At 45.6% G+C, this 25080-nt stretch carries 20 protein-coding genes; 4 read left to right on the forward strand and 16 right to left on the reverse strand.

Annotation, left to right across the window (positions count from 1 at the left end; translation table 11 throughout):
• Positions 1-97 precede the first annotated feature (97 nt).
• Positions 98-3055 carry an ExeM/NucH family extracellular endonuclease gene (locus R7Z47_RS22810; protein WP_262607125.1) on the reverse strand — a complete coding sequence of 986 codons (2958 nt, stop codon included), beginning with the start codon at positions 3053-3055 and terminating at the stop codon, positions 98-100.
• Between the two features lie 543 nt (positions 3056-3598).
• Between R7Z47_RS22810 and R7Z47_RS22815 the strand changes: the two genes are divergently transcribed.
• Positions 3599-3973 carry a hypothetical protein gene (locus R7Z47_RS22815; RefSeq protein ID WP_149192265.1) on the forward strand — a complete coding sequence of 125 codons (375 nt, stop codon included), beginning with the start codon at positions 3599-3601 and terminating at the stop codon, positions 3971-3973.
• Positions 3974-4030: 57 nt separating this feature from the next.
• Here the strand turns inward: R7Z47_RS22815 and trpS are convergent, their stop codons facing one another.
• From trpS to nsrR, 5 genes are all read right to left on the reverse strand, one after another.
• Positions 4031-5047, reverse strand: coding sequence for a tryptophan--tRNA ligase (trpS, locus tag R7Z47_RS22820; protein WP_005381398.1), 1017 nt, complete (start codon positions 5045-5047; stop codon positions 4031-4033).
• A gap of 116 nt (positions 5048-5163) precedes the next feature.
• Positions 5164-5850: a phosphoglycolate phosphatase gene (locus R7Z47_RS22825; RefSeq protein ID WP_005382834.1), complete on the reverse strand. Its 687-nt coding sequence runs from the start codon at positions 5848-5850 to the stop codon at positions 5164-5166.
• A 110-nt stretch (positions 5851-5960) separates the two neighbouring features.
• Complete coding sequence (gene rlmB, locus R7Z47_RS22830) at positions 5961-6704, reverse strand: 23S rRNA (guanosine(2251)-2'-O)-methyltransferase RlmB (protein WP_047103967.1); 744 nt, start codon at positions 6702-6704, stop codon at positions 5961-5963.
• Positions 6705-6771: 67 nt separating this feature from the next.
• Positions 6772-9279, reverse strand: coding sequence for a ribonuclease R (gene rnr / locus R7Z47_RS22835; RefSeq protein WP_262607127.1), 2508 nt, complete (start codon positions 9277-9279; stop codon positions 6772-6774).
• 115 nt (positions 9280-9394) lie between these two features.
• Positions 9395-9820 (reverse strand): nitric oxide-sensing transcriptional repressor NsrR, encoded by a 426-nt coding sequence (gene nsrR, locus R7Z47_RS22840; protein ID WP_005381392.1) that lies wholly within the window; start codon positions 9818-9820, stop codon positions 9395-9397.
• Positions 9821-9977: 157 nt separating this feature from the next.
• Between nsrR and hmpA the strand changes: the two genes are divergently transcribed.
• Positions 9978-11162, forward strand: coding sequence for an NO-inducible flavohemoprotein (gene hmpA / locus R7Z47_RS22845; protein WP_151514403.1), 1185 nt, complete (start codon positions 9978-9980; stop codon positions 11160-11162).
• 80 nt (positions 11163-11242) lie between these two features.
• Here the strand turns inward: hmpA and motX are convergent, their stop codons facing one another.
• Positions 11243-11878, reverse strand: coding sequence for a flagellar protein MotX (motX, locus tag R7Z47_RS22850; RefSeq protein ID WP_005381388.1), 636 nt, complete (start codon positions 11876-11878; stop codon positions 11243-11245).
• Between the two features lie 216 nt (positions 11879-12094).
• Positions 12095-13411: an adenylosuccinate synthase gene (locus R7Z47_RS22855; protein ID WP_005381385.1), complete on the reverse strand. Its 1317-nt coding sequence runs from the start codon at positions 13409-13411 to the stop codon at positions 12095-12097.
• Positions 13412-13583: 172 nt separating this feature from the next.
• Between R7Z47_RS22855 and R7Z47_RS22860 the strand changes: the two genes are divergently transcribed.
• Positions 13584-13769 (forward strand): DUF2065 domain-containing protein, encoded by a 186-nt coding sequence (locus tag R7Z47_RS22860; protein ID WP_005381383.1) that lies wholly within the window; start codon positions 13584-13586, stop codon positions 13767-13769.
• 63 nt (positions 13770-13832) lie between these two features.
• Here R7Z47_RS22860 and hflC read toward each other — a convergent pair whose 3' ends face one another.
• The 8 genes from hflC to tsaE form a co-directional block, all read right to left on the reverse strand.
• On the reverse strand, positions 13833-14813 hold the full coding sequence (hflC, locus tag R7Z47_RS22865; protein ID WP_005381382.1) for a protease modulator HflC: 981 nt from the start codon (positions 14811-14813) through the stop codon (positions 13833-13835).
• 2 nt (positions 14814-14815) lie between these two features.
• Positions 14816-16021, reverse strand: a complete 1206-nt coding sequence (gene hflK, locus R7Z47_RS22870; protein WP_005381381.1) for an FtsH protease activity modulator HflK — start codon at positions 16019-16021, stop codon at positions 14816-14818.
• A 45-nt stretch (positions 16022-16066) separates the two neighbouring features.
• Positions 16067-17356, reverse strand: a complete 1290-nt coding sequence (gene hflX, locus R7Z47_RS22875; RefSeq protein ID WP_005381380.1) for a ribosome rescue GTPase HflX — start codon at positions 17354-17356, stop codon at positions 16067-16069.
• 38 nt (positions 17357-17394) lie between these two features.
• Positions 17395-17658, reverse strand: coding sequence for an RNA chaperone Hfq (gene hfq / locus R7Z47_RS22880; RefSeq protein WP_005381379.1), 264 nt, complete (start codon positions 17656-17658; stop codon positions 17395-17397).
• Positions 17659-17852: 194 nt separating this feature from the next.
• Positions 17853-18785, reverse strand: a complete 933-nt coding sequence (miaA, locus tag R7Z47_RS22885; RefSeq protein ID WP_005395375.1) for a tRNA (adenosine(37)-N6)-dimethylallyltransferase MiaA — start codon at positions 18783-18785, stop codon at positions 17853-17855.
• The gene (mutL, locus tag R7Z47_RS22890; RefSeq protein ID WP_137282415.1) at positions 18782-20794 is read right to left on the reverse strand and encodes a DNA mismatch repair endonuclease MutL; all 2013 of its coding nucleotides are present in this window, start codon (positions 20792-20794) and stop codon (positions 18782-18784) included. The genes miaA and mutL overlap by 4 nt, the downstream gene beginning before the upstream one ends.
• Before the next feature lie 18 nt (positions 20795-20812).
• The gene (locus R7Z47_RS22895; protein ID WP_005381374.1) at positions 20813-22522 is read right to left on the reverse strand and encodes an N-acetylmuramoyl-L-alanine amidase; all 1710 of its coding nucleotides are present in this window, start codon (positions 22520-22522) and stop codon (positions 20813-20815) included.
• Positions 22516-22980: a tRNA (adenosine(37)-N6)-threonylcarbamoyltransferase complex ATPase subunit type 1 TsaE gene (gene tsaE / locus R7Z47_RS22900; protein ID WP_005381372.1), complete on the reverse strand. Its 465-nt coding sequence runs from the start codon at positions 22978-22980 to the stop codon at positions 22516-22518. Before tsaE ends, R7Z47_RS22895 begins: the two co-directional genes overlap by 7 nt.
• A 276-nt stretch (positions 22981-23256) precedes the next feature.
• Here tsaE and queG point away from each other — a divergent pair, with 276 nt between their 5' ends.
• Complete coding sequence (gene queG / locus R7Z47_RS22905; protein ID WP_318130633.1) at positions 23257-24384, forward strand: tRNA epoxyqueuosine(34) reductase QueG; 1128 nt, start codon at positions 23257-23259, stop codon at positions 24382-24384.
• Positions 24385-25080 lie beyond the last annotated feature (696 nt).

A 25080-nucleotide genomic window follows, 5' to 3' on the forward strand; every position in this document is an offset into this window, starting at 1 on the left:
CAAGAAAGGCAAGTTTTTGCTGAATAAAAAGGCCAGCATAGGCTGGCCTTTGGTCTTTACAGCTATTTAGGTAAGGTTTATCAGGAAATAAATTCGCTTAGCGGCGACGACGGAATAAGCCGAGACCTAGCAGCGCAAATAGCGCGCCAAAACCAAACGAACCACCATCTGAATCCTTCGACCCTTCTGTTCCACCAGTTTCAGTTTGCGTCATTGAAACATCACGAACAGAGCTAAACTTCACGATATTACCTGTCGAGTCAGTCACTTTCTCTTCTAACTGATAATTACCTTGCTCTGGCGTTTGTTCAAACTCAATATTCACGCTACGCGCATCAATATCAGCTTGAACTAAAGTTTGGCTAGCCGAGTAAGCTTTCGTATCGCTGCTTGCCGCAGCCGCTTGTGTGGATGGCGTTAAGTTCACCGTAACAATATCACCTACAACCGCCGTTGGTGGTAAACGGACATCGACGGCTAAGTTGTCACCTGCTTTCGGTAAATCGATGTCATCATCTGGTAAATCAATCGCGATGATCACTGGATCGTGATCAGAGGCAGAGAACGCATCTTTGTACTTCGGCATATCACCGGTGTACTTGCTGCTGTATTCGAACAAGTTACTCTCTAGTGAGTTGATGTGCCAATCTTCAATTGCTACCACTTTTTGCGCTAGGCTGCTGCTTGCCAATGCGTGGTCCAAATTACCCAGCTCGCCCGAATAGGTGTAAGAAAACGTATCAGTGCCGTGCAGCAACGTGTTTAAATTGTGCAGACCGTAACCTTTTTCAATTTTGGTCTTCTCTACTTGAAGTTCACCATCACCAATGGTTGTGTAAGCAGCAGTATAAATGTCACGGCCGTATTTCTCTTTCGAGTAATCAGTCAGTGTCAGAAGTGGGTCTTCCATGCCATAAGCATTGAGGTCGCCCATGAGCAATACATCGCCTTTCACCTCTTTCAACGCTTCACCCACTGCGTGCGCAGCAGAAACGCGGAAGTTGTTACAGTTGCCTTGCAGATCCGCTGGCTCAGAATCTTCTACACCGGCAATCCACTCTTCAATACACTCAGAGCCTTTCGACTTAAAGTGGTTTACGACAATAGACAAATCTTCACCCGTCTCTTTCACCGTAAAGGTCTGAAGTAGACTGTGTCGTTGGTACTTATCGTAAGCAGGGTTACTTTCGGTGCCCTCTTTACGAGTAATTGTGTTTTCTGCAATGTGCTGCTCTGGCGTGATGATCACTTTTGCAGCGTCTTTTGGCGTTACTGCGTTAGCACGATATAAAATCGCCACCATGATCGCATCACTGCCAAAGTATTCGTCTTGGTATTTGTCTTGCTCTTCGATTTCGACATACGTGTAATGATCTTCAGCGTCATCAATCTCAGCATTTAGGGCATCAACTAAGTTTTGGATAGCACTGCCATCACCAAAGCCGTTGTTTTCCACTTCCATCAAACCAATGATGTCAGCGTCCATCTTGTTCATCGCCGCAACGATTTTCGCTTGTTGGATCAGGAACTCATCTAGGTTAGTCGCACCACGGTTTTGTCCGGTTGGGTTTTCATGGCCACTGTCAGCCACGGAGTTGAAGTAGTTCAGTACGTTGAAGCTTGCAATACGCAAATCTGAGTCCGCAATCGCTGGGGCATCTTTACGAGCCACATCGAAGCCTTCACCTGAAGTCACAAAGTTGGTGTTATCGACTTCATTGGTCGCAATCAGGCGGTATTCGTTGTAGCTGTAAGCCACGACACCCTGAAGACCTTCTACTCGAGAACCAAGGCGAATGTGCTGCTCTGAAGAGCCATCTTGGTCTGCATCTTTAGCAAAATCTGGGTAGTATGGGATTTGGCCGTTTGGTGCTTTGCCATCTGATTCTAGGTATACGCGGTTTGCTGCGTTGTCTTTTGCTAGCTCAACGGCTGCATCGCTCTCTGCCGCGTGTAATTGAGTCGGCTTTAACAATGGCGCTTCATGAGAGAGCATCATATTGTTACGACGTGAATCGTAGTCGTAAGAGAAGTTGCGAGTTACAAACAAGTCACTTGCCGAGGTTAACTCAACTTGCATCCCTTCATGACGCTCTAGCGCATCACGTAGTGTCTCACCTTCTTTGATAACAAGATCGGTAACTTGAGGGGTTTCAGAGGTGCCTGTTTTCACATAGCTGTTAGCATCAGAAGCAAGCTGAGTATTGCTGTAATACTCTTGAACTTTACCTTTCACACAAACAACATCACCAGCTTTCAGCGCCGTGTCCGCCGCGTCGGTATGAATGAACAAGCCTTCTGAGGTCTTGTCGTTGTTGTCGCTTTCCAATGCTTGTAGGTAGAAACCTTTGGTTAAGCCTGTAGTAACAGCAGTCACGACACCCGTTACGAAGTGATCTTCGCCGGTAATGTATGGGTAACCATCAATGAATGGAGATGTGTCGCCTTCACCTTGAATATCTTGAATGGTAGTGAATTTAGGTTGCTGACCGTCTACTTCACAGGCGAATGGGGCTGGTGGCTCAGTCGCATTCAGCTCACCAAGGCCGTCAATGTTGTCTTTCTCAAATGCCGTCCACTGAGATGCATCATAAGTAGCAGAAGGGGTTAGTGCATCACTGTTACGAACTAATGTGGTGTCTTTACCAAAATCTACGTCACCCATCACACCGATGATGTCGTGCACTTCACCATCTTTAAGCAGTGCGATCGGGTCGTCACCGTTAAAGTTCGCAACGCTTTTATCTGTGATATCCGAGACAGCTTTGATGGTATCGCTCGCGTCACCATGCGCCAGTACATACACTTGGTTAGCTTGTAGCGTCACTTGGCTAAGGTCGAATGTGCTACCCCAAGTACCACCACCGTTTGATGATTTCGCCAACTCGTAGCCAGTGAGTGTCACCGCAGTATCACCCGTATTAGCGATCTCTACCGCTTTATTATAAGCGCCGCCTTCTACGTATTGGGAAATAATAATCTCTGCGTTCGCGTTTGCACTAAGTGCACTGGCGATGGTTAATGCGAGTATTGAGGGTTTGATTAACGTGTCCATTGTCGTACCTGATATTTATGTAAATGCAAACTTAGCTCTGGTTAGAGCCTGCCATTTGCGTCTACTATCAGGTTTATTTATGAAATAAATAAGAATGAGTAATTAAAGCCGTGAAATGAATCACATGTGAATATAAGAAAATATGCCAGAGCATCCCATTCAAACATTTTTTGTAATAAATACAGAGCGCTATTGATAAACAAGTCAGAATTTAGATTGATTACTCAGTTTACTTTTTCACTTCATGTTAAGGAGTAGAAAATACATCACTTGTTGAGTGGCTTATTAACCCAACCGTTCCGTTACAAATAAAAAATATAATTAGTCACTAATTTAGAATGCTTTAATTTTCACTTGTATCACTGTTCAAGCCCAAGAATCTATTACTCGCTTCGTTCTCTCTTATACAGGCCCCTCATACTTCAAAGTTTTCATGATTTATTCAATAACTTTTCATTACTCACTAGCCAAAAACATACACAAAAGATATAACACCTGCGCGAGACAATAAGATCTCATTAGCTGTAAACCCAGGAACGACAAATGAAAAAAATTCAACGCAGTGTGCTAGCTCTCTCCCTACTTGGCTTGATAGCGGGGTGTCAGTTGACCGCCAGTGAGCCACTTCAACCTACGGCGAATCAAGACATCATCGAATCAGCCAAAAATGAACTGGATGGTATTGAAGAGCTAGAAGTCAGTGACGAGGGTGTTATTACCTTTACTCAGCGTCTAAGAACGCCAGGAACCTACTGGATTCCAGCGAGAATTAAAGAACTCAGCTACGATATATCATGCGTACAGCTTAGTTACTTCATTGATAAAGGCATGGTTGTGAAGTCTGCCTTTCTAGGGGCTCGAGGACGTGTTGAATATTACGACATGGAACGCTGTATGAAAGACACGCCATTTCAGTAATACAGGCATAAAAAAAGCTCCACCAAAGTGGAGCTTTTTCGTATTCGTTCTTAGCGACTATGGGCGAGCTACAAAACCTACTGCTTCGTATGCTTTCTTAAGCGTTTCAGCCGCTCGTGCCGAGGCTTTCTCAGCGCCTTGCTGCATTACCTCGTCCATGTAAGCACGATCAGCGCGAATACGGTGATATTCTGCTTGAATTGGCTCAAGCATTGCTACAACTGCCTCACCAACATCTTTCTTAAATGGGCCATACATTTCTACGCCTTGGTACTTCGCTTCAATCTCTTCGAAGCTCATGCCTGTCGCCGCAGAGTACAGACCCATTAGGTTAGCAATGCCCGCCTTGTTCTCGATATCATGACGGATACTTGGTGGCGTTTCGGTATCGGTTTGCGCTTTGTTGATCTTCTTAAGGATCGACTTAGGCTCTTCCAGCAGCGTGATAACGTTCTTACGGTTGTCATCAGATTTAGACATCTTCTTCGTTGCGTCTTGAAGGCTCATTACACGCGCATTTACTGTCGGAATGTAAGGCTCTGGAACTTGGAAGATTGGCTGCTCTGGCGAGTAAATATTGTTGAAACGCGTTGCGATATCGCGCGCTAATTCTAGATGTTGCTTCTGGTCACTGCCTACAGGTACTTGGTGCGCACCGTAAAGCAAAATGTCAGCAGCCATCAACACCGGGTAGTCAAATAGACCGACGTTTACGTCATTCGCGTAACGTGCCGATTTGTCTTTAAACTGAGTCATACGGCTCAGCTCACCCATTTGAGTGTAGCAGTTAAGAAGCCAACCTAATTGAGCATGCTCTGGTACATGTGACTGAACAAATAGCGTGCTCTTCTTCGGGTCAACACCAACTGCCAGACAAATTGCCAGTGCGTCTAGAGTTGCTTCATGCAGCGCTTTAGGGTCCTGACGAACCGTAATCGCGTGAAGGTCTACCACACAATATTGGCAATCATAATCGTCTTGCATCTGCTGCCATTGACGTAGAGCACCCAAGTAGTTACCGATACTTAGTTCACCTGAAGGTTGAACACCACTCAATACAATGGGTTTGCTCATTAGAATGATTCCTTTGACTTCTTAATCTAATTAAATGAAAAAAACCGTGCAGTAATAGGTGCACGGTTTACTCAGTGTACTCATTAACGAGTATTTTGGAAGCTCTTTTGTAGCCGTTATGCAGAAACCGCTACAACGTCCAATAATTCTGCCAAACTGTCAGCGACGAAATCTGGATTTGATGCTGAAATAGGTTCACCGTGGTTGTAACCATATGTCAGACCAAATGAGGCACAGCCTGCATTCTTTGCTGCGAGAATGTCGTTTTTCGAGTCGCCAACCATCAGCATTTCACTTGGTTGGATTTGGTGCTTTTCCATCAACCAGTTCAATGCTACTGGGTTTGGTTTTTTCTCTGGGAATGCATCACCGCCAAGGACATCAACGAAGTATTTTGCGATGTCGTGCTTTTCCAAAACGTCAGGCACAAACTTTGAAGGTTTGTTAGTCACCAACGCCATAACAAAGCCCGCTTTGTGCAGCTCTGCTAGTGTCTCTTTTACCGTTGGGTAAAGATGACTTAGCTTGTGACCGCTTTGCTCGTAGTAGTCATCAAACAATACACGCGCTTTAGCACGAAGCTCTTCACTCAGCTCTGGGTTGATGGTCAGGCTTTGGCTTAATGAGCGACCAATAAGCACGTCTGCGCCGTTACCCACATAATCACGAACTTGTTCTTCTGAAACCGATGGAAAGCCAAGCGCCTGTACTGCTTGGTCTGCCGCGACAGCTAGATCTGGCACGCTATCAAGCAAAGTACCATCTAGATCGAAGGCGATGAATTTAATGTCTTGTTGAGTCATAACTTCCCTGAGGATTTTTATTTATAAATCGGTGAAAACGACAAAGGATGGCACCCCATCCTTTGTTTTTATCATTATGTCTAATTCTACAGTAACTGTTTGTTTCGTCGTTACTTTGCAGCAATACGCTGACGAACTGCCTCAAACAAACAGATGCCGGATGCCACAGATACGTTCAAGCTTGAAACGCTACCAGCCATTGGGATCTTAATCAAATCGTCGCAGGTTTCACGAGTCAGACGACGCATACCGTCACCTTCAGCCCCCATTACGATAGCAAGAGGTCCAGTCAGTTTGGCTTGGTAGATGTCGTGCGTTGCTTCACCCGCAGTACCAACAAACCAGATGCCTTTCTCTTGCAATGTACGCATAGTACGAGCCAAGTTAGTCACTCGGATCAATGGTACGACTTCAGCTGCACCACAAGCGACTTTACTTACCGTCGCATTCATTGGCGCAGAACGATCTTTCGGTACGATGATCGCCGCAGCACCTGCCGCATCTGCGTTACGTAAACACGCACCAAGATTGTGTGGATCGGTCACGCCGTCTAACACTAAGAGCAGTGGTGATTCGTGCTTTGCAAGGATGTCATCAATATCGTTCTCATTCAGCTGCTTCGCTGGTTTCACACGAGCGATGATGCCTTGGTGATTTGCACCGCGTGCTTTGTCATCCAAGGTTTTACGTGTCATCTGCTGAATAGAAACACCACAAACCTGAAGATCATTTAGGATTGGCATTAGGCGATCATCTTGACGACCTTTTAAAACGTACGCCTCGATAAAACGCTCTGGTTCGCGCTCCAATACCGCCTTCACTGCGTGAATGCCGTAGATAAATTCGTTACTCATTGTTTAACCTGTTGTTCTGGTCGTATTGCCTGCGCCAACCGAGTTTGAACTAAGTTGGCGCTTCAACCTACTGCGCTTCTTTTTTAGTGCGCTTGGTTTTCTTCGGCTTACTGTGCGGCTTCTTTTTACGTGCTTTTTTCACTTTAGGCTTCTCGTTGCCTTCGGCGTCACCACGTTTTGGGCCATTACGCTTACTCGTTGCGCCCGTTTCTTCTGGGCGTTTAGTTGGCTCTATCGCAGGAATTGCACGAGCCGCGCCACCTTCTTTCGATGAAGAGCGAGTCGCAGCGCGTTTTTTATCTTTCGCTTTGCGTTTTGCTTCCGCTGCGCGTTTCTTCGCAGTCTTACCTTCGCCGCGTAGCTTACGACTTGTTTCGACCAATTCAAAGTCAATTTGCTTGTCATCGAGGTTAACAGCCAGTACTTTTACTTTTACTGCATCACCTAAGCGGTAGATGTTACCGAAACTTTCACCAATAAGTCGTTGACCAATCGGGTCAAATTGATAGTAGTCGTTCGCAAGGGTAGAAATATGTACCAAACCATCGATGTGCAAATCCGTTAAACGTACAAAGAAGCCAAAGCTAGTGACATTAGCGATAACACCGTCTAGTTCGTCACCGACGTGGTCTTGCATATATTCACACTTCAGCCAATCCGCAACATCACGTGTTGCATCATCAGCACGGCGCTCTGTCATCGAACATTGTTCGCCGTAAAAATCCATGTCGTCAAACGAGTAATGATAGCCACCTGTTGGTGTCCAGCGATCTTGATTACGACCTTCTTCTTTAGCAATCAGATACTTGATTGCACGGTGAAGTAACAAGTCAGGGTAACGACGAATTGGCGACGTAAAGTGCGCATAGCGTTTCAATGCCAACCCAAAGTGCCCCGCGTTATCTGCGTTGTATACCGCTTGCTTCATTGAGCGTAGCAGCATGGTCTGAATCAACTCTTGATCTTGACGCCCGGAGATTTGACGTGCGAGATCAGCATAGTCCGTTGGTGAAGGCTCTAAACCACCTTTTAGCTCAAGACCAAGTTCACTTAAGAAGTCACGGAAACCTTGCAGGCGTAATTCACCTGGAGATTCGTGGATACGATAAAGCGCGGGCTCTTTCGCTTTTTCTACCAGCGATGCCGAAGCAATGTTGGCTAAAATCATACATTCTTCGATGATCTTATGCGCGTCATTACGAATTACTGGCTCAATGCTTTCGATTTTACGTTCCGCATTGAAAATAAATTTGGTTTCAACGGTTTCAAATTCGATTGCACCGCGTTGATCTCGTGCTTCTTTCAGCACTTTGTACATCTTGTGCAACTCTTCTAGATGAGAAACAAGCGGCTGGTAGCGCTCACGTAGTTCTTCATCCCCTTCTAGAATCGCGCTCACTTTGCTATATGTGAGACGAGCGTGCGAGTTCATCACCGCCTCGTAATGCTTGTAACCAGACAGCTTACCTGTATCGGAAATGGTCATTTCGCACACCATACACAAGCGATCTACTTGCGGGTTAAGCGAACATAGACCGTTCGACAGTATTTCTGGCAACATTGGCACAACTTGCGAAGGGAAATATACTGAGTTACCACGATTGATCGCTTCTTTGTCCAACGCAGAGTCAGGACGAACGTAGTAACTGACGTCAGCAATCGCTACCCATAAACGCCAACCACCTTCTTTGTTCTTTTCACAGTAAACGGCATCATCAAAGTCTCGTGCGTCTTCGCCGTCAATGGTCACTAGTGGCAAATCACGTAGATCCACACGACCAACTTTCGCTTCTTCTGGTACTTCTTCGCCTAAGTTTTCGATTTGTTTATCGACGGCTTCTGGCCATTCGTGAGGGATTTGGTGTGTACGAATCGCAATTTGTGTTTCCATACCTGGTGCCATGTTTTCACCAAGGACTTCAACCACTTTACCCATCATGCCGCGTGAGCGTGAGCCACGATCAGTAATTTCAATTACGACTACGTTACCCATGCGTGCACCCGCTTTGTGCTCATTTGGGATCAGGATATCTTGGCTGATACGCGAGTCATCTGGGACAACATAGGAGTATCCATATTCAAGGAAGAAACGACCAACGATTTGATCATTGCGCTCCTCTAGCACACGCACCAAACGTCCTTCACGGCGGCCGCGCTTGCTGTTGTCTGTCGGTTGCACTAAGACAAAATCACCGTGGATGATGTTCTTCATCTGATGGTGCGGTAACAGAATATCATCATCCTTGCCGACGCTGCCTTCTGGACGTACCCAACCATGGCCATCACGATGACCAATCACGTAACCTTTCACCATTTCAAGTTTTTCAGGCAATGCATAGCACTGACGGCGGGTAAACACCAGTTGGCCATCTCGCTCCATCGCACGTAGCCGACGACGCAACCCTTCGTATTGCTCTTCGCCCTCAAGCTTTAGTGCCTCAAACAAGTCGTTACGATTCATTGGAACGCCCGCTTGCTCTAGAAACTCGATGATAAACTCTCGGCTTGGAATTGGATTTTCGTAATTTTTGGATTCACGATCTGCAAAAGGATCGTTTGGAATATTGTCTGACATAGGCACGCCTATCTAGCAAGGAAGGTATATGGCTAGTATATCTGAGTCTCTCGATAAGCTACAGAATTGCTTTGAAAAAAGAATGATCGAGATCGACTCTAGGCATGCAAATGAGTTAAGGACGAGCCAGCAAGATCAAAAGTTCAGAATTGTCACTGAGCAAGGATTCAATCGTGCAGTCATCCAACTCCGCCAGAAAGGCACTTTTTGCTTTCGCCAATTTATCTTTGAGGCGGCAAGCAGGGGTAATATGGCAAAAATCCACACCACAGTTGACTAAATCTAACGGCTCTAAATCGCGCACAACACCACCGACTGTGATTTCAGACGCTGGCTTCATCAGCCGGATACCACCGTTTTTTCCGCGCACGGTATGGACATAACCCAACTGCCCTAACCGATTGATAACTTTAACCATATGGTTGCGCGACACACCAAATAAATCCGTCACTTCGGTAATGCTGGTTAACTCATCTTCCGGCAACGAAGCCAAGAAAATTAAGGTTCTCAACGCATAATCAGTGAAACTAGTTAACTGCATATTCTCTCCCAAAGTGCGACTCAATAACCCGCTGGTGATGCTAAAACCCCAAACTTGAGCTATCGATAAAAGTGTAAATCTTTTCTTGATCGAAAGATACATTTGAGATACAACTTTAAACATGCATTATAAATACAACTTAAAGTAGGAAGCCCTTATGCTCAGCAATCAAACTATCGAGATCGTCAAAGCGACCGCACCACTCATCGCCGAAACAGGACCAAAACTGACCGCGCACTTTTACGAGCGTATGTTTACTCATAACCCTGAGTTGAAAGATATTTTTAACATGAGTAACCAGCGTAACGGCGATCAGCGTGAAGCATTATTCAACGCTATCTGTGCCTATGCTGCCAATATTGAAAATTTGCCAGCTCTGCTTGGCGCAGTAGAGAAAATTGCGCATAAGCACACGAGCTTTTTGATCACAGAAGATCAGTACCAAATCGTTGGTAAGCATTTACTTGCGACAATCGATGAGCTTTTTAATCCAGGTCAAGAAGTGTTGGATGCTTGGGCTGAGGCTTACGGCGTACTTGCGAATGTATTTATTCAGCGCGAAGAACAAATTTACCAACAAAATGAAGCTTTGGAAGGCGGCTGGCGCGGTCTACGCGAATTTGAATTAGTCGATAAAAAGATTGAGAGCGAACACATTTGCAGCTTTGTGTTCAAGCCAACCGATGGCCAAAAAGTGGCGCCGTATAAACCGGGACAATACCTTGGCATCTACATCAACAGTGACCAGTTAGAAAACCAAGAAATTCGCCAATATAGCCTGTCTTCTGCGGTCCAAGAGAACACCTACCGTATCTCAGTAAAACGTGAAGAAGGCGGAAAAGTGTCGAACTACCTGCACGATAGCCTGAACATTGGCGAAAAAGTGCAGCTTGCGGCCCCTGCCGGTGATTTCTTTATGGATGCCGAACCACAAACACCCGTTGTTCTAATTTCTGCTGGTGTGGGACTTACTCCAACGCTGTCAATGCTAGAAAGTCTCTCAGCACATCAAGCACCTGTAACTTGGGTTCATGCAACAGAAAATGGCCAACAGCATGCTTTCAAGCAACACGTAAACCAACTCGTTGCAGAAAAAGAAAATATGAACGCGCTCGTTTGGTATAACCAACCAACGGCAGAAGACAAGCTAGGCGAAGGCTTCCACTTCACGGGCTTTGTCAATCTGTATGAAATTGAAGCTGCATTAAAGCAAGATAACGTGCAGGTATACTTCTGTGGTCCTGTAGGATTTATGCAGCACGTAGCGAAACAGCTATTAGAACTTGGCGTACCAGAAGAGCAATTCCATTACGAATGCTTCGGTCCACACAAAGTGGTTTAAGCGCTACCAACTATCGGGAAAACAACAAAGCCCACGTGACGTGGGCTTTGTTGTATGAAGTTGTTTGCAATATTGAAGCGTTACCAAAAGGTGTCTCGCCGTTTAGCTCGAGCAATAACGTTTTGTGGCATGCGCTGTTCAAGGCCGTTTCTCAATACAGTTATGCGCTTATGCTGCCGCTTATCTGCTGTGACAGAGTTATATAACCAACGATACGCATCTTCGTAATCGAGTGGACTGCCATAATCACGTAAAAGCAACTCGGCCAGATGAATACGCGCGTTTAGGTTTCCCATTGACGCAGCTTCTCGCAAATATGGAATTGCACGTTCTTTATCTTGCTGTACTAAAGTGCCACGCGAATAGTATCGGCCAATCTGCTCTAGTGCAGCTGGTAACCCCTGATGCGCTGCATTTTCGATGTAGTAAAGACCCAGTTCGACATCTTGCTCGACACACACCCCCCAAGCCAACATATCTCCGTACAGAAATTCATAAGCGGGTAAGTTAATTCGAGTCGCACGAGCTACGATATCCTCCACCAGCTGGCAGTTATCAGCGCGCACACGTTGTAAGTGCTTATTTTGCTCAATAAGCTTTATCAGCTCTGCTTCGGTATAGATCGGAACTGGTGCCCCCACATCAGCAACATTGGCTTTCACTGTGGTAGCAACCAAGGTCAACAACAGTGAAGCAGCCACTGTTCGTAACTTCATAAACGTACCCTTAAGGTATCTAAGAAACCAAAGATCGGTGAAGGATCTCCTCTGCTTGATAACCTTATCGGCAAAAAACAGCTAAGCTTTAGACAATTTTTGCCTCTGATTTAGGCTCAGCGGCAAAAGCTTGCCATATGAGAGTCACGCTGTTTTTGTTCAGATACAAAAAAGCCGACCAGAAGGTCGGCTTTTGCAATCTTTAACGGCTATCAATTAAGCTTCGAATGGGTGAACTTTGATGATAGTTTCGTTACGGTCAGGACCTGTAGAGATGATGTCTACTGGAACGCCAGTTAGCTCTTCAATACGCTTGATGTAGTCAAGAGCGGCTTGTGGTAGAGCATCTAGTGACTTAGCACCAAATGTGTTCTCAGACCAACCAGGCATTGTTTCGTAGATTGGCGTTGCTTTTTCGAATGCTTCAGCAGCCATCGGAGAAACTTCTAGCACAGAGCCATCTTCCATCTTGTAACCAGTACAGATTTTTAGCTCTTCTAGACCATCTAGTACGTCTAGTTTAGTTAGACAGAAACCAGATACAGAGTTGATTTGGATTGCACGACGCATAGCAACAGCATCGAACCAACCTGTACGACGTAGACGACCAGTTGTCGCACCGAACTCGTGGCCAACTTCACCTAAGTGCTTACCAATTGGATCTTGCTTATCTAAACCGTCGTATAGTTCAGTCGGGAATGGACCAGCACCAACGCGAGTACAGTACGCTTTTGCGATACCCAAGATGTAACCGATGTGACGAGGACCAAAACCAGAACCTGCAGCAACACCACCAGCAGTCGTGTTAGAAGACGTTACGTACGGGTAAGTACCGTGGTCGATATCAAGTAGTGTACCTTGTGCACCTTCGAACATGATCTTGTCGCCGCGCTTACGTGCTGCGTCTAGTTCGTCAGTTACGTCGATAACCATTGACGTTAGTAGTTCAGCGTAGCCTTTCGCTTGCTCAAGTACTTCTTCGTAGCTTACTGGTTCCGCTTTGTAGAAGTTAACTAGTTGGAAGTTATGGAACTCCATGACTTCTTTTAGCTTCTCTGCGAAAGTCGCCATATCGAATAGGTCGCCAACGCGTAGACCGCGACGAGCAACTTTATCTTCGTATGCTGGACCGATACCACGACCAGTAGTACCGATAGCTTTTTTACCGCGAGCGATTTCGCGAGCTTGGTCCATTGCAACGTGGTAAGGAAGAATTAGCGGACATGCTTCAGAAATGAAAAGACGCTCGCGTACTGGAATACCGCGCTCTTCAAGAGGCTTCATTTCTTTAAGTAGAGCTTCAGGTGATAGTACAACACCGTTACCGATAACACATTTTACGTTATCGCGAAGGATACCTGATGGAATTAAGTGAAGAACGGTTTTTTCACCGTCAATTACGAGAGTGTGACCTGCGTTGTGACCGCCTTGGTAGCGTACCACGTATTTTGCATCTTCAGTTAAAAGGTCTACGATTTTACCTTTACCTTCGTCACCCCATTGGGTGCCTAGAACGACTACGTTATTTCCCATCTTTCCAAGTCTGATTGCTAGTTAAAAATGGATTCTAGCACCGAATCACGCTTCTTGCAGTCATTTTTTGTTCACAGAGTTGCTACCAGAATGTCATCTTGCCGCTTTGTTCATTTTGAAATCAGCATATCACTGATAGTATTTAGCTTTCTCTATTCGACTGGAAAGCGCTATGTCTGAATCCATATGGTTGGCGATTGGGCTCGTCTTGATCGTGGAAGGCATTGGGCCACTGATTGCTCCTAACGGTTGGCGGAATATGGTGGCTCAATTAAGTGAACAACCCAACAATCAGCTACGACGCATCGGTGGCTGCCTAGTAGTTGCTGGAGCCGTAATCGCCATCATGATGAGCTAGCACTTAGCATCAGATACAAAAAAGGCTCCCTAAGGAGCCTTTTATTTCAATGAGACGCGGAGATTATTTCTCCATGCTGCCCTTCGACTGGTTCATGTATTGGAAGAACTCACTCTTCGGATCAAGCACCAGAATATCGCTCTTAGAGCTGAAGGACTTCTCATACGCACGTAGCGAGCGTAGGAAGCTAAAGAACTCAGGGTCTTTGTTGTACGCTTCAGCATAAATCTTCGCAGCCTCAGCATCCGCTTCACCTCGTGTCACACGCGCAGTTTTATCAGCTTCAGCTAGAATAGTTGCTACTTCTAGTTCTGCTTGAGCACGAATAACTTCCGCCTTTTCACGACCTTGAGAACGGTGCTTACGAGCAACGGACTCACGCTCCGCACGCATACGACGGTAGATAGACTCACTGATTTCATCAGGCAGGTTGATTTTCTTCATTCGGAAATCAACGACACGAACACCCAAGTCTTTCATTGCGCTTTCACGCGTGTCTTTCAATACTTCAGACATGATTAGGTCGCGTTCACCATCAATCTCAAGCGCCTCACGAGCCGCTTCAGTTGCGACAACATCGGCACTTGCGTCTTCTGGTAGCACATCATCGTTACGTGGACCAGATACGATCTGTTTGATTTCACGAGCACCGATTTCAGAACGAAGCACGTCCGTCACTTTACGCTCAAGTAGTGCCTCTGCCGTTAGCGAGTTACCACCGCCAGTCGCGAGGTAGTAGCGACCAAAATCTTCAATACGCCACTTCACGTAGGTATCAATGATAACGTCTTTTTTCTCAGACGTTACGAAACGGTCTGCACGGCCATCCATTGTTTGGATACGTGCATCAAGTTGTTTCACACGGTCAAACAAAGGCATCTTGAAATGCAGACCAGGCTCGTAAATTCGAGTGATGTCGTTGTTGTCTTTCAAGACACGACCAAATCGAACCACGATACCGCGCTCACCTTCAGGAATCACAAACAAAGACATCAACATTAATGCCAGTGCGATTACCAGTACAGGGATCATTAACTTACGCATTCTTAGTATCTCCCTTGACGTGAACCTGTTGAACGAGACTGCGAGTTCGAAGTGTCTTCTTGTGTACGATCAGACTCAAGTTGAATTTGATCATAGGTTGAAGATGACTTCGATTTACGTTTGGTATCTGCTTTGCCCTCTTGTCCCGCCAACTTATCGATTGGAAGGTAAAGAAGATTGCCGCTTGATTCCGAGTCAATCAACACTTTCGAAGTGCTTGAGTACACCTCTTCCATTGCGTCAATGTACAGACGATCACGCGTTACACCAGGCGCTGCTTGGTATTCTGGTAGTAGTTTTTCGAACTGTGCTACCTGACCAAGAGCCTCGTTAGTGACACGCTCATTGTAACCTTGTGCTTCTTTCTTCAAACGCTCTGCACGACCCGTTGCCTTAGGCAAGATTTCGTTCTTGTATGCTTCAGCTTCACGAATGAAACGCTCTTCGTCCTCACGTGCTGCGATTGCATCATCAAACGCATCTTTCACTTGCTCTGGTGGACGAGCAGACTGGAAGTTCACATCAACAAGTACCAGACCCATATCATAGCTATCAATGATTTGGTTCAGTGTTTCTTGCGTAGTTTGACGAATTTGCTGACGACCACTGGTTAGAATGCTATCCATCAATGAGTCACCAATTACTGCACGTAGTGCAGAATCCGTTGCTTGACGCAAGCTGTCGTCTGCATTGGTTACACGGTACAAGTATTTGTATGGGTCAGTCACTCGGTACTGAACATCCATCGCAACTGTTACAACGTTTTCATCTTTAGTCAGCATTAGACCAGATGCACGTAGTGAACGAATCGCTTGTACGTTTACCGCTTCGTACTCATCAATAAAGCGAGGACGCCAGTTAAGACCTGGGTCTACGATACGATCGTATTTACCTAAACGCAGTACAACACCACGCTCTGCTTCACCGATGGTGTAAAAACCAGCGAAAAACCAAACCGCAACAGCAATCAGAGCAATCACACCAAAGCCAATTGCACTACCACCACCGCCGCCGATTGGAGAACCACCGCCGCCTTTTTTACCAAACTTGCCGCCCAGCTTTTGACTCAGTTTGTTGAACACTTCATCTAAATCTGGCGGACCTTGATCTCGGCCACCAGGACGCTGGCCACCACGATTATTATTACCCCAAGGGTCATTATCGCGGCCATTGTTGCCGTTGTTATTTCCAGGCTCATTCCACGCCATTAGAAAGCTCCATCATTTGATATGACGTTATACTGTAGCAGTCCTTTAAGTGACTATAAAGCCAGTCAAAACTGCCCCTTCTCTTTTTTCAAGTCTAGACCAATCTACTTGCTGCATTCGAATATCGATCAACAAGTTACCATCCTGGTCATATTCCTCACGTTGAATACACTTCATTTGGAAGAAGGTACTACGGAATCGTCCTTGATACTGTGGAGGAATTCGCAACTGATGCTCGACCATTTGTGACGCCAGACGTTCCGTCAGAGCCTCAAACAGGACATCAATGCCCAACCCATCCATTGCTGAAACCCAAACTGCGCGAGGTACGCCTTCCTCGTCTCGTTCTATACGTGGTTTCTGCGAATCTAGATTGTCGATTTTGTTCATGACAACCAGAGTCGGCACTTCATGCGCGTCGATCTCTTCTAGTACTTCATGAACAGCTTGAATATTCTCACGAAAACGCTCATCACTGGCATCAACAACATGTAACAAAATGTCAGCTTCTTGCGTTTCCTGCAAGGTTGCCTTGAAGGCCGCAACCAAGTCGTGTGGCAAATGTCGAATAAAACCAACCGTGTCTGCCAAGATGGCAGGACCAACATCTGCTAACTCTATCTTACGTAAAGTCGGGTCCAAAGTAGCAAATAATTGATCAGCCGCGTACACGCCAGCTTCTGTAATACGGTTGAAGAGTGTCGACTTACCCGCGTTGGTGTAACCCACAAGTGAAACCGTTGGGATTTCAGCTCGATTTCGGGCGCGGCGCCCTTGTTCACGCTGCTTCGCTACTTTGTCTAAGCGTCGCAGGATGGCTTTGATTCTGTCACGCAATAAGCGACGGTCGGTTTCCAGCTGGGTTTCACCCGGGCCACGTAAACCGATACCACCTTTCTGCCTTTCAAGGTGCGTCCAACCACGAATCAAACGAGTAGAGATATGACGAAGTTGAGCCAGCTCTACCTGTAGCTTACCTTCGTGTGTTCGAGCTCGTTGAGCAAAGATATCGAGAATAAGACCAGTGCGGTCGAGAACTCGACATTGGCACAGTGCTTCGAGGTTACGTTCTTGGGCAGGAGAGAGGGCGTGATTAAAAATCACAATTTCGGCACCCGTTGATTGTACCGCTGTAGCAATCTCTTGGGCCTTACCCTCTCCGACATAGTATTTCGGGTGTGGGGATTGACGACTACCAGTTACTACTTGTAGCGCCTCTACCCCAGCAGAAGAAACCAGCATTTCGAACTCAGCCAGATCTTCCCATTCACCTTCTTGCGTGAAGTTGATATGAACAAGTACGGCTCGCTCACCGGATTCATAACGGTCAAACAAGCAATCAACTCCTTATTTTAAAAATACTCGATGAAGAATTAATCTTCTGATTTCTCTTGTGGACGCTCACCTTGTGGACGTTCACCGCTGTGATGGCTCACTGGACGAGCCGGCACAACTGTTGAGATCGCGTGCTTGTACACCATTTGGTTAACAGTATTCTTCAGCAGGATCACAAATTGATCGAATGATTCGATCTGACCTTGTAGTTTAATACCATTCACAAGGTAGATAGATACCGGGATACGCTCACGACGTAGCGCGTTTAGAAATGGGTCTTGTAGAGATTGCCCCTTAGCCATTTTTATTTTCCTTATTTAATTTGTAGTTGTAATTATTTAGCTAGTGGTGCAATGCAAAAGATACGGCTTTTGCATCTGAGCTAAACGAATCAAAAATGCACTCTAAGTAATTAGCAGCATAGTATAAAAACCGCCAACAACAGATCCTTTGAGAGTGCGTTCACGCAAAAACGATCACATTATACACAGCTATGTCAATCAGATGCTATTGCTTCCGACATCGTTTCTAATGCCTGTTCAATGTTCTCGCTATCCAACCAAGTTAAATCATCCCAGCTGCGTAACCAGGTGATTTGACGCTTGGCCAATTGACGAGTCGCGCATACGCCACGAAATACCGCTTCGTCACGTGTACACTCCCCATCTAAATACTCCCACATCTGTCGGTAACCGACGCATCGTATGGAAGGAAGATCGGGGTGAAGATCTTTTCGCGAATGTAACGCTTTCATTTCTTCTTCAAAGCCCGCTTCCATCATCTTCTCGAAACGGAGTTCAATCCGACGGTGAAGTTCTGCCCTATCCTTGGGAGCTATTGCAAACTGCTTGACTCGGTATGGTAGGCTTTCACCTTTCGTTTGAGTCAATTCAGTTAAAGTTTTACCTGAAATGCGAAAAACTTCCAATGCCCGAGATAAACGTTGGGGATCATTGGGATGGATTCTCGCAGCTGACACAGGATCAACCTCTTTGAGTTCATCGTGCAACACTGACCAACCTTTAGTCAATGCCTCTTGTTCAATTTGCTGACGAATTTCAGGATTTGCAGCAGGAAGTGGTGATAAACCTTCAAGTAACGCCTTGTAATACAGCATTGTTCCACCCACAAGAAGTGGAATTTTTCCTTCTGCAACAATATCATCCATCGCTTTCAATGCATCTCGACGAAAGTCGGCGACAGAGTAAGATTCACTTGGATCCAAAATATCTATCAAGCGATGAGGCGCCAAACTTAACTCTTTTTCATCCGGTTTCGCCGTACCGATATCCATCCCTTTGTAGATCAAAGCAGAATCAACACTGATGATCTCAACCGGAAATTTTTGACGAAGACGAATCGCCAGCTCAGTTTTGCCTGATGCAGTTGGCCCCATTAAAAATAGCGCCAAAGGTAGTTTATCTGTCATGGTTTTAATTTGGCTATCGTGGCAGAGAAATCAACAGCGGATACGAATTTTGTATCTTCTAATGGCAATTGACCATGTCTTAGCTGTTCAAGTTCCGCAATAATTTGAATGGCTTCAGAAAAAGTATAGTGACTCTTCACTGTCGTGACCTGTAATGCGAGCCAATCTATCAACTCAGACAGCATCTGAGCCGCTGCTATACCTTCGTTCACACAAGATTGCGCGTAAGATAACAGATCTGGTACTAAATTTTGTAAGTTTTGTTGACGCAGCGGAGCTGGGACGCCCATCACCATTAAGGCGTGCTCGTTTCTCGCTTTCAATTGAATACCAAGCAATGCCAAATCTTGTTGATAATCTTGGGCCAGTCTCACTAATTCGGCCTCTAACTTAATAGATAGAGGAACAAGCAGAGGTTGTGCCTTGAGTGCACCATCGCTTGGAGAAAGCTGGCCTTTTACACGATAAAATTCTGCTCTAGGTAACGAGACTAACGCCGCCCCACTGTCACTGCTCATCAAAACAAATTGTTCATCGACCACCATCAGCGCTTTGCCCAATGCAGTAATCGATGGCATTGATGTGTGCGAAGTTATCGTTTGGGGCGCTATTGGAGTGACTGCCTGAGCCTCAAACTCTGGCGTTTTCAACAGCTCGTGATAAGCGTGTACTTCTTGTTTAGTTGGCGCTGGTTCTACGTGGCGCTCTTTACTGTGACTTGGCTTTGGTGCAGGTTTGGATTCCACCCAATCATTACGTTTGAATGACTCCACTACGCGCGCCTCTCGCACGGAGGTTTCACTAGGACCGCTATTACGAGGCTTCACTTCATAATCACTGCGTCCAGGATAAGCCGGTGTACTCTCTATCGCTTGATAAACCCGCTCTGGTACTGGTGAAGATGCTGGCTCTTGTACTTTTTCAGGCTCTGGCGAATGCTCAATCTCTTCGGACTCAGTCGGTTCCACGCGATGAAATGCCGATTCATTCACCTGTGGTTTATCAATCACGGCGCTTTGCGCAAGTGCATCCGTCAAAGCTTGATAGATGAAATCATGCACCAAACGAGCTTGGTGGAAACGCACTTCATGCTTAGCAGGGTGAACATTCACATCTACTTGGTGCGGATCTAGCTCAATAAAGAGCACATACGCAGCAAACTGATCTGGCTTTAAGCTCATTTCATAGCTTTGACGAATCGCGTGATTGATTAATTTGTCACGCATCATTCGGCCATTCACATAGCAATATTGTAAATCGCTTTGCTGCCTTGCTCCCTCTGGTGTGGTAATCCACCCATGTAACTTTAACCCTTGATGCTCAAGCTCGATTCTGAGCATATGCCGCACAAACGCATTACCGCAGACAGCAGCAATACGCTTTTCGGTTTGAAGCTGATTTTTCGCCGCGCGATATTGACGGATGATCTTGCCGTTATGACGCACATTGATGGTGACATCAAAGCGGCTTAACGCAATGCGTTTCAATAACTCATCAATATGAGCAAATTCGGTTTTCTCCGTACGAAGAAACTTGCGACGCGCTGGAGTATTAAAAAATAAGTCCAACACCTCAACGGTAGTGCCAATCGGGTGCGCTGCTGGCTTAAGCTTCACCTGCATATCACGCCCTTCGGAGTAGGCACTCCAGGCTTCTTCTTGTGCCGCAGGACGCGACGTGAGCGTCAAACGCGAGACTGAGCTAATACTGGCTAACGCTTCACCGCGAAAACCTAGACTCATAATGGCTTCGAGATCATCTAAGGTATGTATCTTAGATGTCGCATGACGACTGAGCGCTAAGCCAAGTTCATCTTTCGCGATACCTTTTCCGTTATCACGAACACGAATCAGCTTTGCGCCTCCTTTCTCGATATCGATATCGATTCGAGTTGCGCCAGAATCAAGACTATTTTCAACCAGCTCTTTAATCACAGAAGCAGGTCTTTCGACCACTTCCCCTGCGGCGATTTGGTTTGCAAGTCTGGCTGGCAAAATTTTAATCGTCATAATGAGTTAGAAGCTCACCTACTTGTTTGGAATGATCAGGACTTGCCCAACCGCTAGCTGATCAGAGCGTAAGTTATTCGCTTTACGAATGCTCGATACGCTAACGCCGTATTTGGACGCTATTTTGCCAAGGAACTCACCCCGAGAAACCTTGTGCTTACGAATCGGTTTATCTTTTACCGCGACCGTTATCTTCAACTTTTGCCCTACCCACAAGGTATCTGACTTCAAGTTATTCTCTCGGCGGATATCTGAAACCTTCACTTTATAGTGATTCGCAATCTTACCTAAGAACTCACCAGACTTAACCTTGTGCGTAATGGTTTCTGTCTCAACAGTAATCGGTTTACTTGGCACTTTAATCGTACCAGCAGAAGGAATGTTGAGCTTCTGACCAATTGCCAAGCCTGTCGACTTCAAGTTGTTTGCCGACATCAGCGCTTTAGAGCTAAGCCCATATTTGTTCGCGATCACCGATAATGACTCGCCACGCTTTACAATATGTACCATTGGCTTCGCTGAAGGCGAGAACACCGTACCCTCTGGTGGGTTATCTTTTAAGTACTTGACGACCGCCTTAGTGATAGCCTGAGCTAACTTATCTTGGTGCGCTCGTTGAAACAGTAAACGCTCTTCTGTTGGGTTAGAAATAAAGCCCGTTTCCACTAGCACAGACGGAATCTGTGGAGAGCGTAAAACCGCAAGGCTGGTGTTGATCGGTTTGGTGTTATGTAGGTGCGCAACACGTCCCATCTCACCTAGGATTTCTGTTGCCAGCTTATAGCCTTCTTTTTGTGAATGACTAAACTGCAAGTCCAACAAAGTTTGGTTCACGTTACGATCTTTTGTCTTCGTGAAGAACGCATTACCCGAGCCGCCCAATAACTCAGACTGTTTCTCATGGTTCTCGACCCAACGAGCAATTTCGGTATTTGCACGACGAGTATTTAGTACGAAGACCGATCCACCGCGAGGCTTCGGTGAAGTAAACGCATCTGCGTGAATGGAGATCAGCAAGTGCGCATCATTTTCACGAGCAATCGCGACACGACGGTTTAAGTTTACAAAATAATCTCCCGTACGAGTCATGCGCGTTTTAATACCAGGAGTCGCATCGAGCTGAGCAGCAATTTTTCTTGAGATACTCAATACCGCATCTTTCTCGTACTTACGACGTGAAGGGCCAATAGAGCCAGGGTCTTCCCCACCGTGACCAGGGTCGATAACAATTAACACTTCTTGAGCTCGTTGAACTGAACTCATGTCTTTGCTGGCCGCCGCTGGCTTACTCGGTTTAGAGGTCGATGCCTTCTTACCGTGCGGTAAATCAATCACCAAGCGGTGACCATACTGCCCACCTGGTGTTGGGCTTAATTTAAATAATTCCGCTTGAACGCTCTTTTTTAGTTCAAACACCAAACGATAAGTGCCCTTCTCTGGAGGCGAGCTTTTTCGTACCAGTTTTAAAACAGGGCTATCCGTAACAGTAACAGGCAGTTTGGCCTGCATCGTCGTGCTTTTTAAATCCACGACAAGGCGATCCGGCCCTGATAAAGAGAAATAGGAATAGTCAGCTTCCGAGCCTAAATCGATGACAACACGCGTTTCATCAGGTGAAGGCCAAACTCGAAAACTCTTAACGACGTTAGCAAATGCTAAATTGGGGATGAGAAGGAGAAAAGTGGCGACAAACGTCGCCACTACTCTAAAATTTGAAAAACTCAACATAGCTCCAATCGACTGAGTAACTGCACACCATAATCATTATTAGCTGTTAGTTCGGCTACACGTTGCTCACCTTGGTAGCGAATGTTTACATCAAGATCCGGTTGTGGCAGTAAGCCATGCCCTTTTTCAGGCCATTCAACCAAGCAAATCGCATCGTCTGTGAAATAGTCTCGAATCCCCATAAACTCAAGCTCTTCAGGATCCGCAAGACGATAAAGGTCGAAGTGATATACTTGCCACTGATCCAACTGGTACGGTTCGACTAGAGTATAAGTTGGACTTTTCACGTTACCTTGATGACCAAGAGCACGGACAAAACCACGACTAAAGGTTGTTTTACCTGCACCCAAATCACCATGCAGATAAATTGTGGTTTGCTGGGAACAAAGCTGAGCCAGAGCGGTGCCTAGTGCAACCGTTTCATGCTCATCTTTTAAATTGAATTGTTTCGTGCTCATTGATGCTTCTCTAACTAATGATCGTTGACTATATAAAAATCAAAAGAACAGGAATAGTAAACCGTGTTGGTTTTGAGAGACAAGCTTTCAAATGTCATATGTGCGAAAAAAGTATCCAATAAACGGTATCTTAATCATCTTAGTATCGACCTAGATTTAGAATATATGCAAATGACTTCAATAAGCAGTATTCACAACATCAAAAACGTACCTAACTGGGTAGCACCAAAGCCAGAGATCCGTTAAGATCCGCCCCCCTTTATTCCGGTGGTTAACATGAACTACGAACAACTCGCACAACAAATCAAAGTTTGGGGAAAAGAACTCGGCTTCCAAAAAGTTGGGATCTGCGACGTTGATCTGAGTGAACATGAAGCAGCACTACAAAAATGGCTTGATGCAGGCTATCACGGCTCAATGGATTGGATGGCTCGTCACGGCATGATGCGTGCTAGACCCCATGAGCTACTCCCGGGAACCGTTCGTGTTATCAGCGTCCGGATGGACTATCTGCCACCAGAGGCTCAATTCGCTTCAAACCTCGCGAATAAAAGTCATGCCTATATTAGCTGCTACGCACTAGGGCGTGATTATCACAAGCTCGTCAGAAAGCAGCTAAATAAGCTCGGCAAACTTATTGAACAAGAGGTTGGTCAATATGGTTACCGACCTTTCGTTGATTCCGCACCAATATTAGAGCGACCTCTCGCCCAAAAAGCGGGCTTAGGTTGGACCGGGAAACATTCCCTGATTTTAGATCAAGACTGTGGATCGTGGTTCTTTTTAGGTGAACTACTTATCGACTTACCACTACCCGTAGATGAGCCAAGCGTTGATCAGTGCGGTAAATGCAAAGCATGCATTACATCATGCCCAACACAAGCCATCGTTGAAGACAAAGTTGTCGATGCCAGGCGTTGTATCTCTTATCTCACCATCGAGTTCGATGGCGTGATTCCTGAAGAGTTTCGAAAGCCAATGGGTAACCGCATTTATGGTTGTGACGACTGTCAATTGGTTTGCCCATGGAACCGCTACGCCGACATAACGGAGCAAGATGATTTCCACCGTCGTGACAGTTTCAAAAACCCTGACCTCGTCGACATGTTTAACTGGGATGAAGCGACTTTTCTAAAAAATATGGAAGGCTCCGCTATCCGTCGTATTGGTCATATACAGTGGCTACGTAACATCGCTGTCGCACTTGGTAATGCAGAATATAGTCAGCGAATCATAGATGCGCTGGAAAGTCGGCAAGGTGAAAATAAATTACTTGATGAGCACATTAAATGGGCTTTGACAGAGCAACTGAATCAACTCCCCACTGAGAGTAATTCATCTATAGAGACGAAAAAGCAACGCTTAATAAGGATAGTCGAGAAGGGACTGCCGAGAGACGCATAGAGCGTAGTCTATATGCAAGAGATTGAAAGTACTTTTGCATGTTCAATTCATGACCTTGTTCTCAATTTTGTAATGTGGAAAAAAATTTGAGATTCAAGAAAAACAAGCTAGCAGAAAAAAGTTAAACACAGCTCGGAGAAATGACTAGGATCAAAAAAATACCAGTTAATGATCGTATTTTAACGTACTCGATCCGACAAAAAACTTATTTTTTCTTTATATAACAAATATTTAATTGATATTTCTTTGTTGTTTCAACTTCACTTTAGAGAAAAGATCTTTCTTCCCCATCATAAAAAGTCAAGCTAAAAACACTTTATCAACCAACTTATCCACAGAACGACGTATGTGGATAACTCTGTTAATTAAAGTAGATAAAACACGCGAAGCCTCATCATACTTGTACGTCAGCCGATTCATATCGTGTTTTAAACACAAACGAAATCGTCCGACATCATATGATGCGGATAAAAGTTTAGCTTTTGGGGATTCATGCTTCGCAGCATTATGAAAAGAGCGATGTGATTGGTTGCGAGAAGCAGGCGTTGAATCAAGCGGCGCATCCGTAGACGACTTAACAATTGTATACTAAATAAGTACTCAATCTATCGTCTTGTATTTGGTTGCGGGGGCCGGATTTGAACCGACGACCTTCGGGTTATGAGCCCGACGAGCTACCAAGCTGCTCCACCCCGC

Source organism: Vibrio sp. 1641 (genome assembly GCF_033339995.1).
Lineage (GTDB): Bacteria > Pseudomonadota > Gammaproteobacteria > Enterobacterales > Vibrionaceae > Vibrio > Vibrio alginolyticus.

What these genes read in the sequence shown, in the direction of transcription:
- R7Z47_RS22815 (WP_149192265.1), top strand. Translation starts at nt 3,599, where the DNA reads ATGAAAAAAATTCAACGCAGTGTGCTAGCTCTCTCCCTACTTGGCTTG.
- motX (WP_005381388.1), bottom strand. Translation starts at nt 11,878, where the DNA reads ATGAAGTTACGAACAGTGGCTGCTTCACTGTTGTTGACCTTGGTTGCT.
- R7Z47_RS22825 (WP_005382834.1), bottom strand. Translation starts at nt 5,850, where the DNA reads ATGACTCAACAAGACATTAAATTCATCGCCTTCGATCTAGATGGTACT.
- hmpA (WP_151514403.1), top strand. Translation starts at nt 9,978, where the DNA reads ATGCTCAGCAATCAAACTATCGAGATCGTCAAAGCGACCGCACCACTC.
- hfq (WP_005381379.1), bottom strand. Translation starts at nt 17,658, where the DNA reads ATGGCTAAGGGGCAATCTCTACAAGACCCATTTCTAAACGCGCTACGT.
- rnr (WP_262607127.1), bottom strand. Translation starts at nt 9,279, where the DNA reads ATGTCAGACAATATTCCAAACGATCCTTTTGCAGATCGTGAATCCAAA.
- nsrR (WP_005381392.1), bottom strand. Translation starts at nt 9,820, where the DNA reads ATGCAGTTAACTAGTTTCACTGATTATGCGTTGAGAACCTTAATTTTC.
- queG (WP_318130633.1), top strand. Translation starts at nt 23,257, where the DNA reads ATGAACTACGAACAACTCGCACAACAAATCAAAGTTTGGGGAAAAGAA.
- rlmB (WP_047103967.1), bottom strand. Translation starts at nt 6,704, where the DNA reads ATGAGTAACGAATTTATCTACGGCATTCACGCAGTGAAGGCGGTATTG.
- R7Z47_RS22855 (WP_005381385.1), bottom strand. Translation starts at nt 13,411, where the DNA reads ATGGGAAATAACGTAGTCGTTCTAGGCACCCAATGGGGTGACGAAGGT.
- trpS (WP_005381398.1), bottom strand. Translation starts at nt 5,047, where the DNA reads ATGAGCAAACCCATTGTATTGAGTGGTGTTCAACCTTCAGGTGAACTA.
- R7Z47_RS22810 (WP_262607125.1), bottom strand. Translation starts at nt 3,055, where the DNA reads ATGGACACGTTAATCAAACCCTCAATACTCGCATTAACCATCGCCAGT.
- R7Z47_RS22860 (WP_005381383.1), top strand. Translation starts at nt 13,584, where the DNA reads ATGTCTGAATCCATATGGTTGGCGATTGGGCTCGTCTTGATCGTGGAA.
- tsaE (WP_005381372.1), bottom strand. Translation starts at nt 22,980, where the DNA reads ATGAGCACGAAACAATTCAATTTAAAAGATGAGCATGAAACGGTTGCA.
- hflC (WP_005381382.1), bottom strand. Translation starts at nt 14,813, where the DNA reads ATGCGTAAGTTAATGATCCCTGTACTGGTAATCGCACTGGCATTAATG.
- mutL (WP_137282415.1), bottom strand. Translation starts at nt 20,794, where the DNA reads ATGACGATTAAAATTTTGCCAGCCAGACTTGCAAACCAAATCGCCGCA.
- hflK (WP_005381381.1), bottom strand. Translation starts at nt 16,021, where the DNA reads ATGGCGTGGAATGAGCCTGGAAATAACAACGGCAACAATGGCCGCGAT.
- miaA (WP_005395375.1), bottom strand. Translation starts at nt 18,785, where the DNA reads ATGACAGATAAACTACCTTTGGCGCTATTTTTAATGGGGCCAACTGCA.
- R7Z47_RS22895 (WP_005381374.1), bottom strand. Translation starts at nt 22,522, where the DNA reads ATGTTGAGTTTTTCAAATTTTAGAGTAGTGGCGACGTTTGTCGCCACT.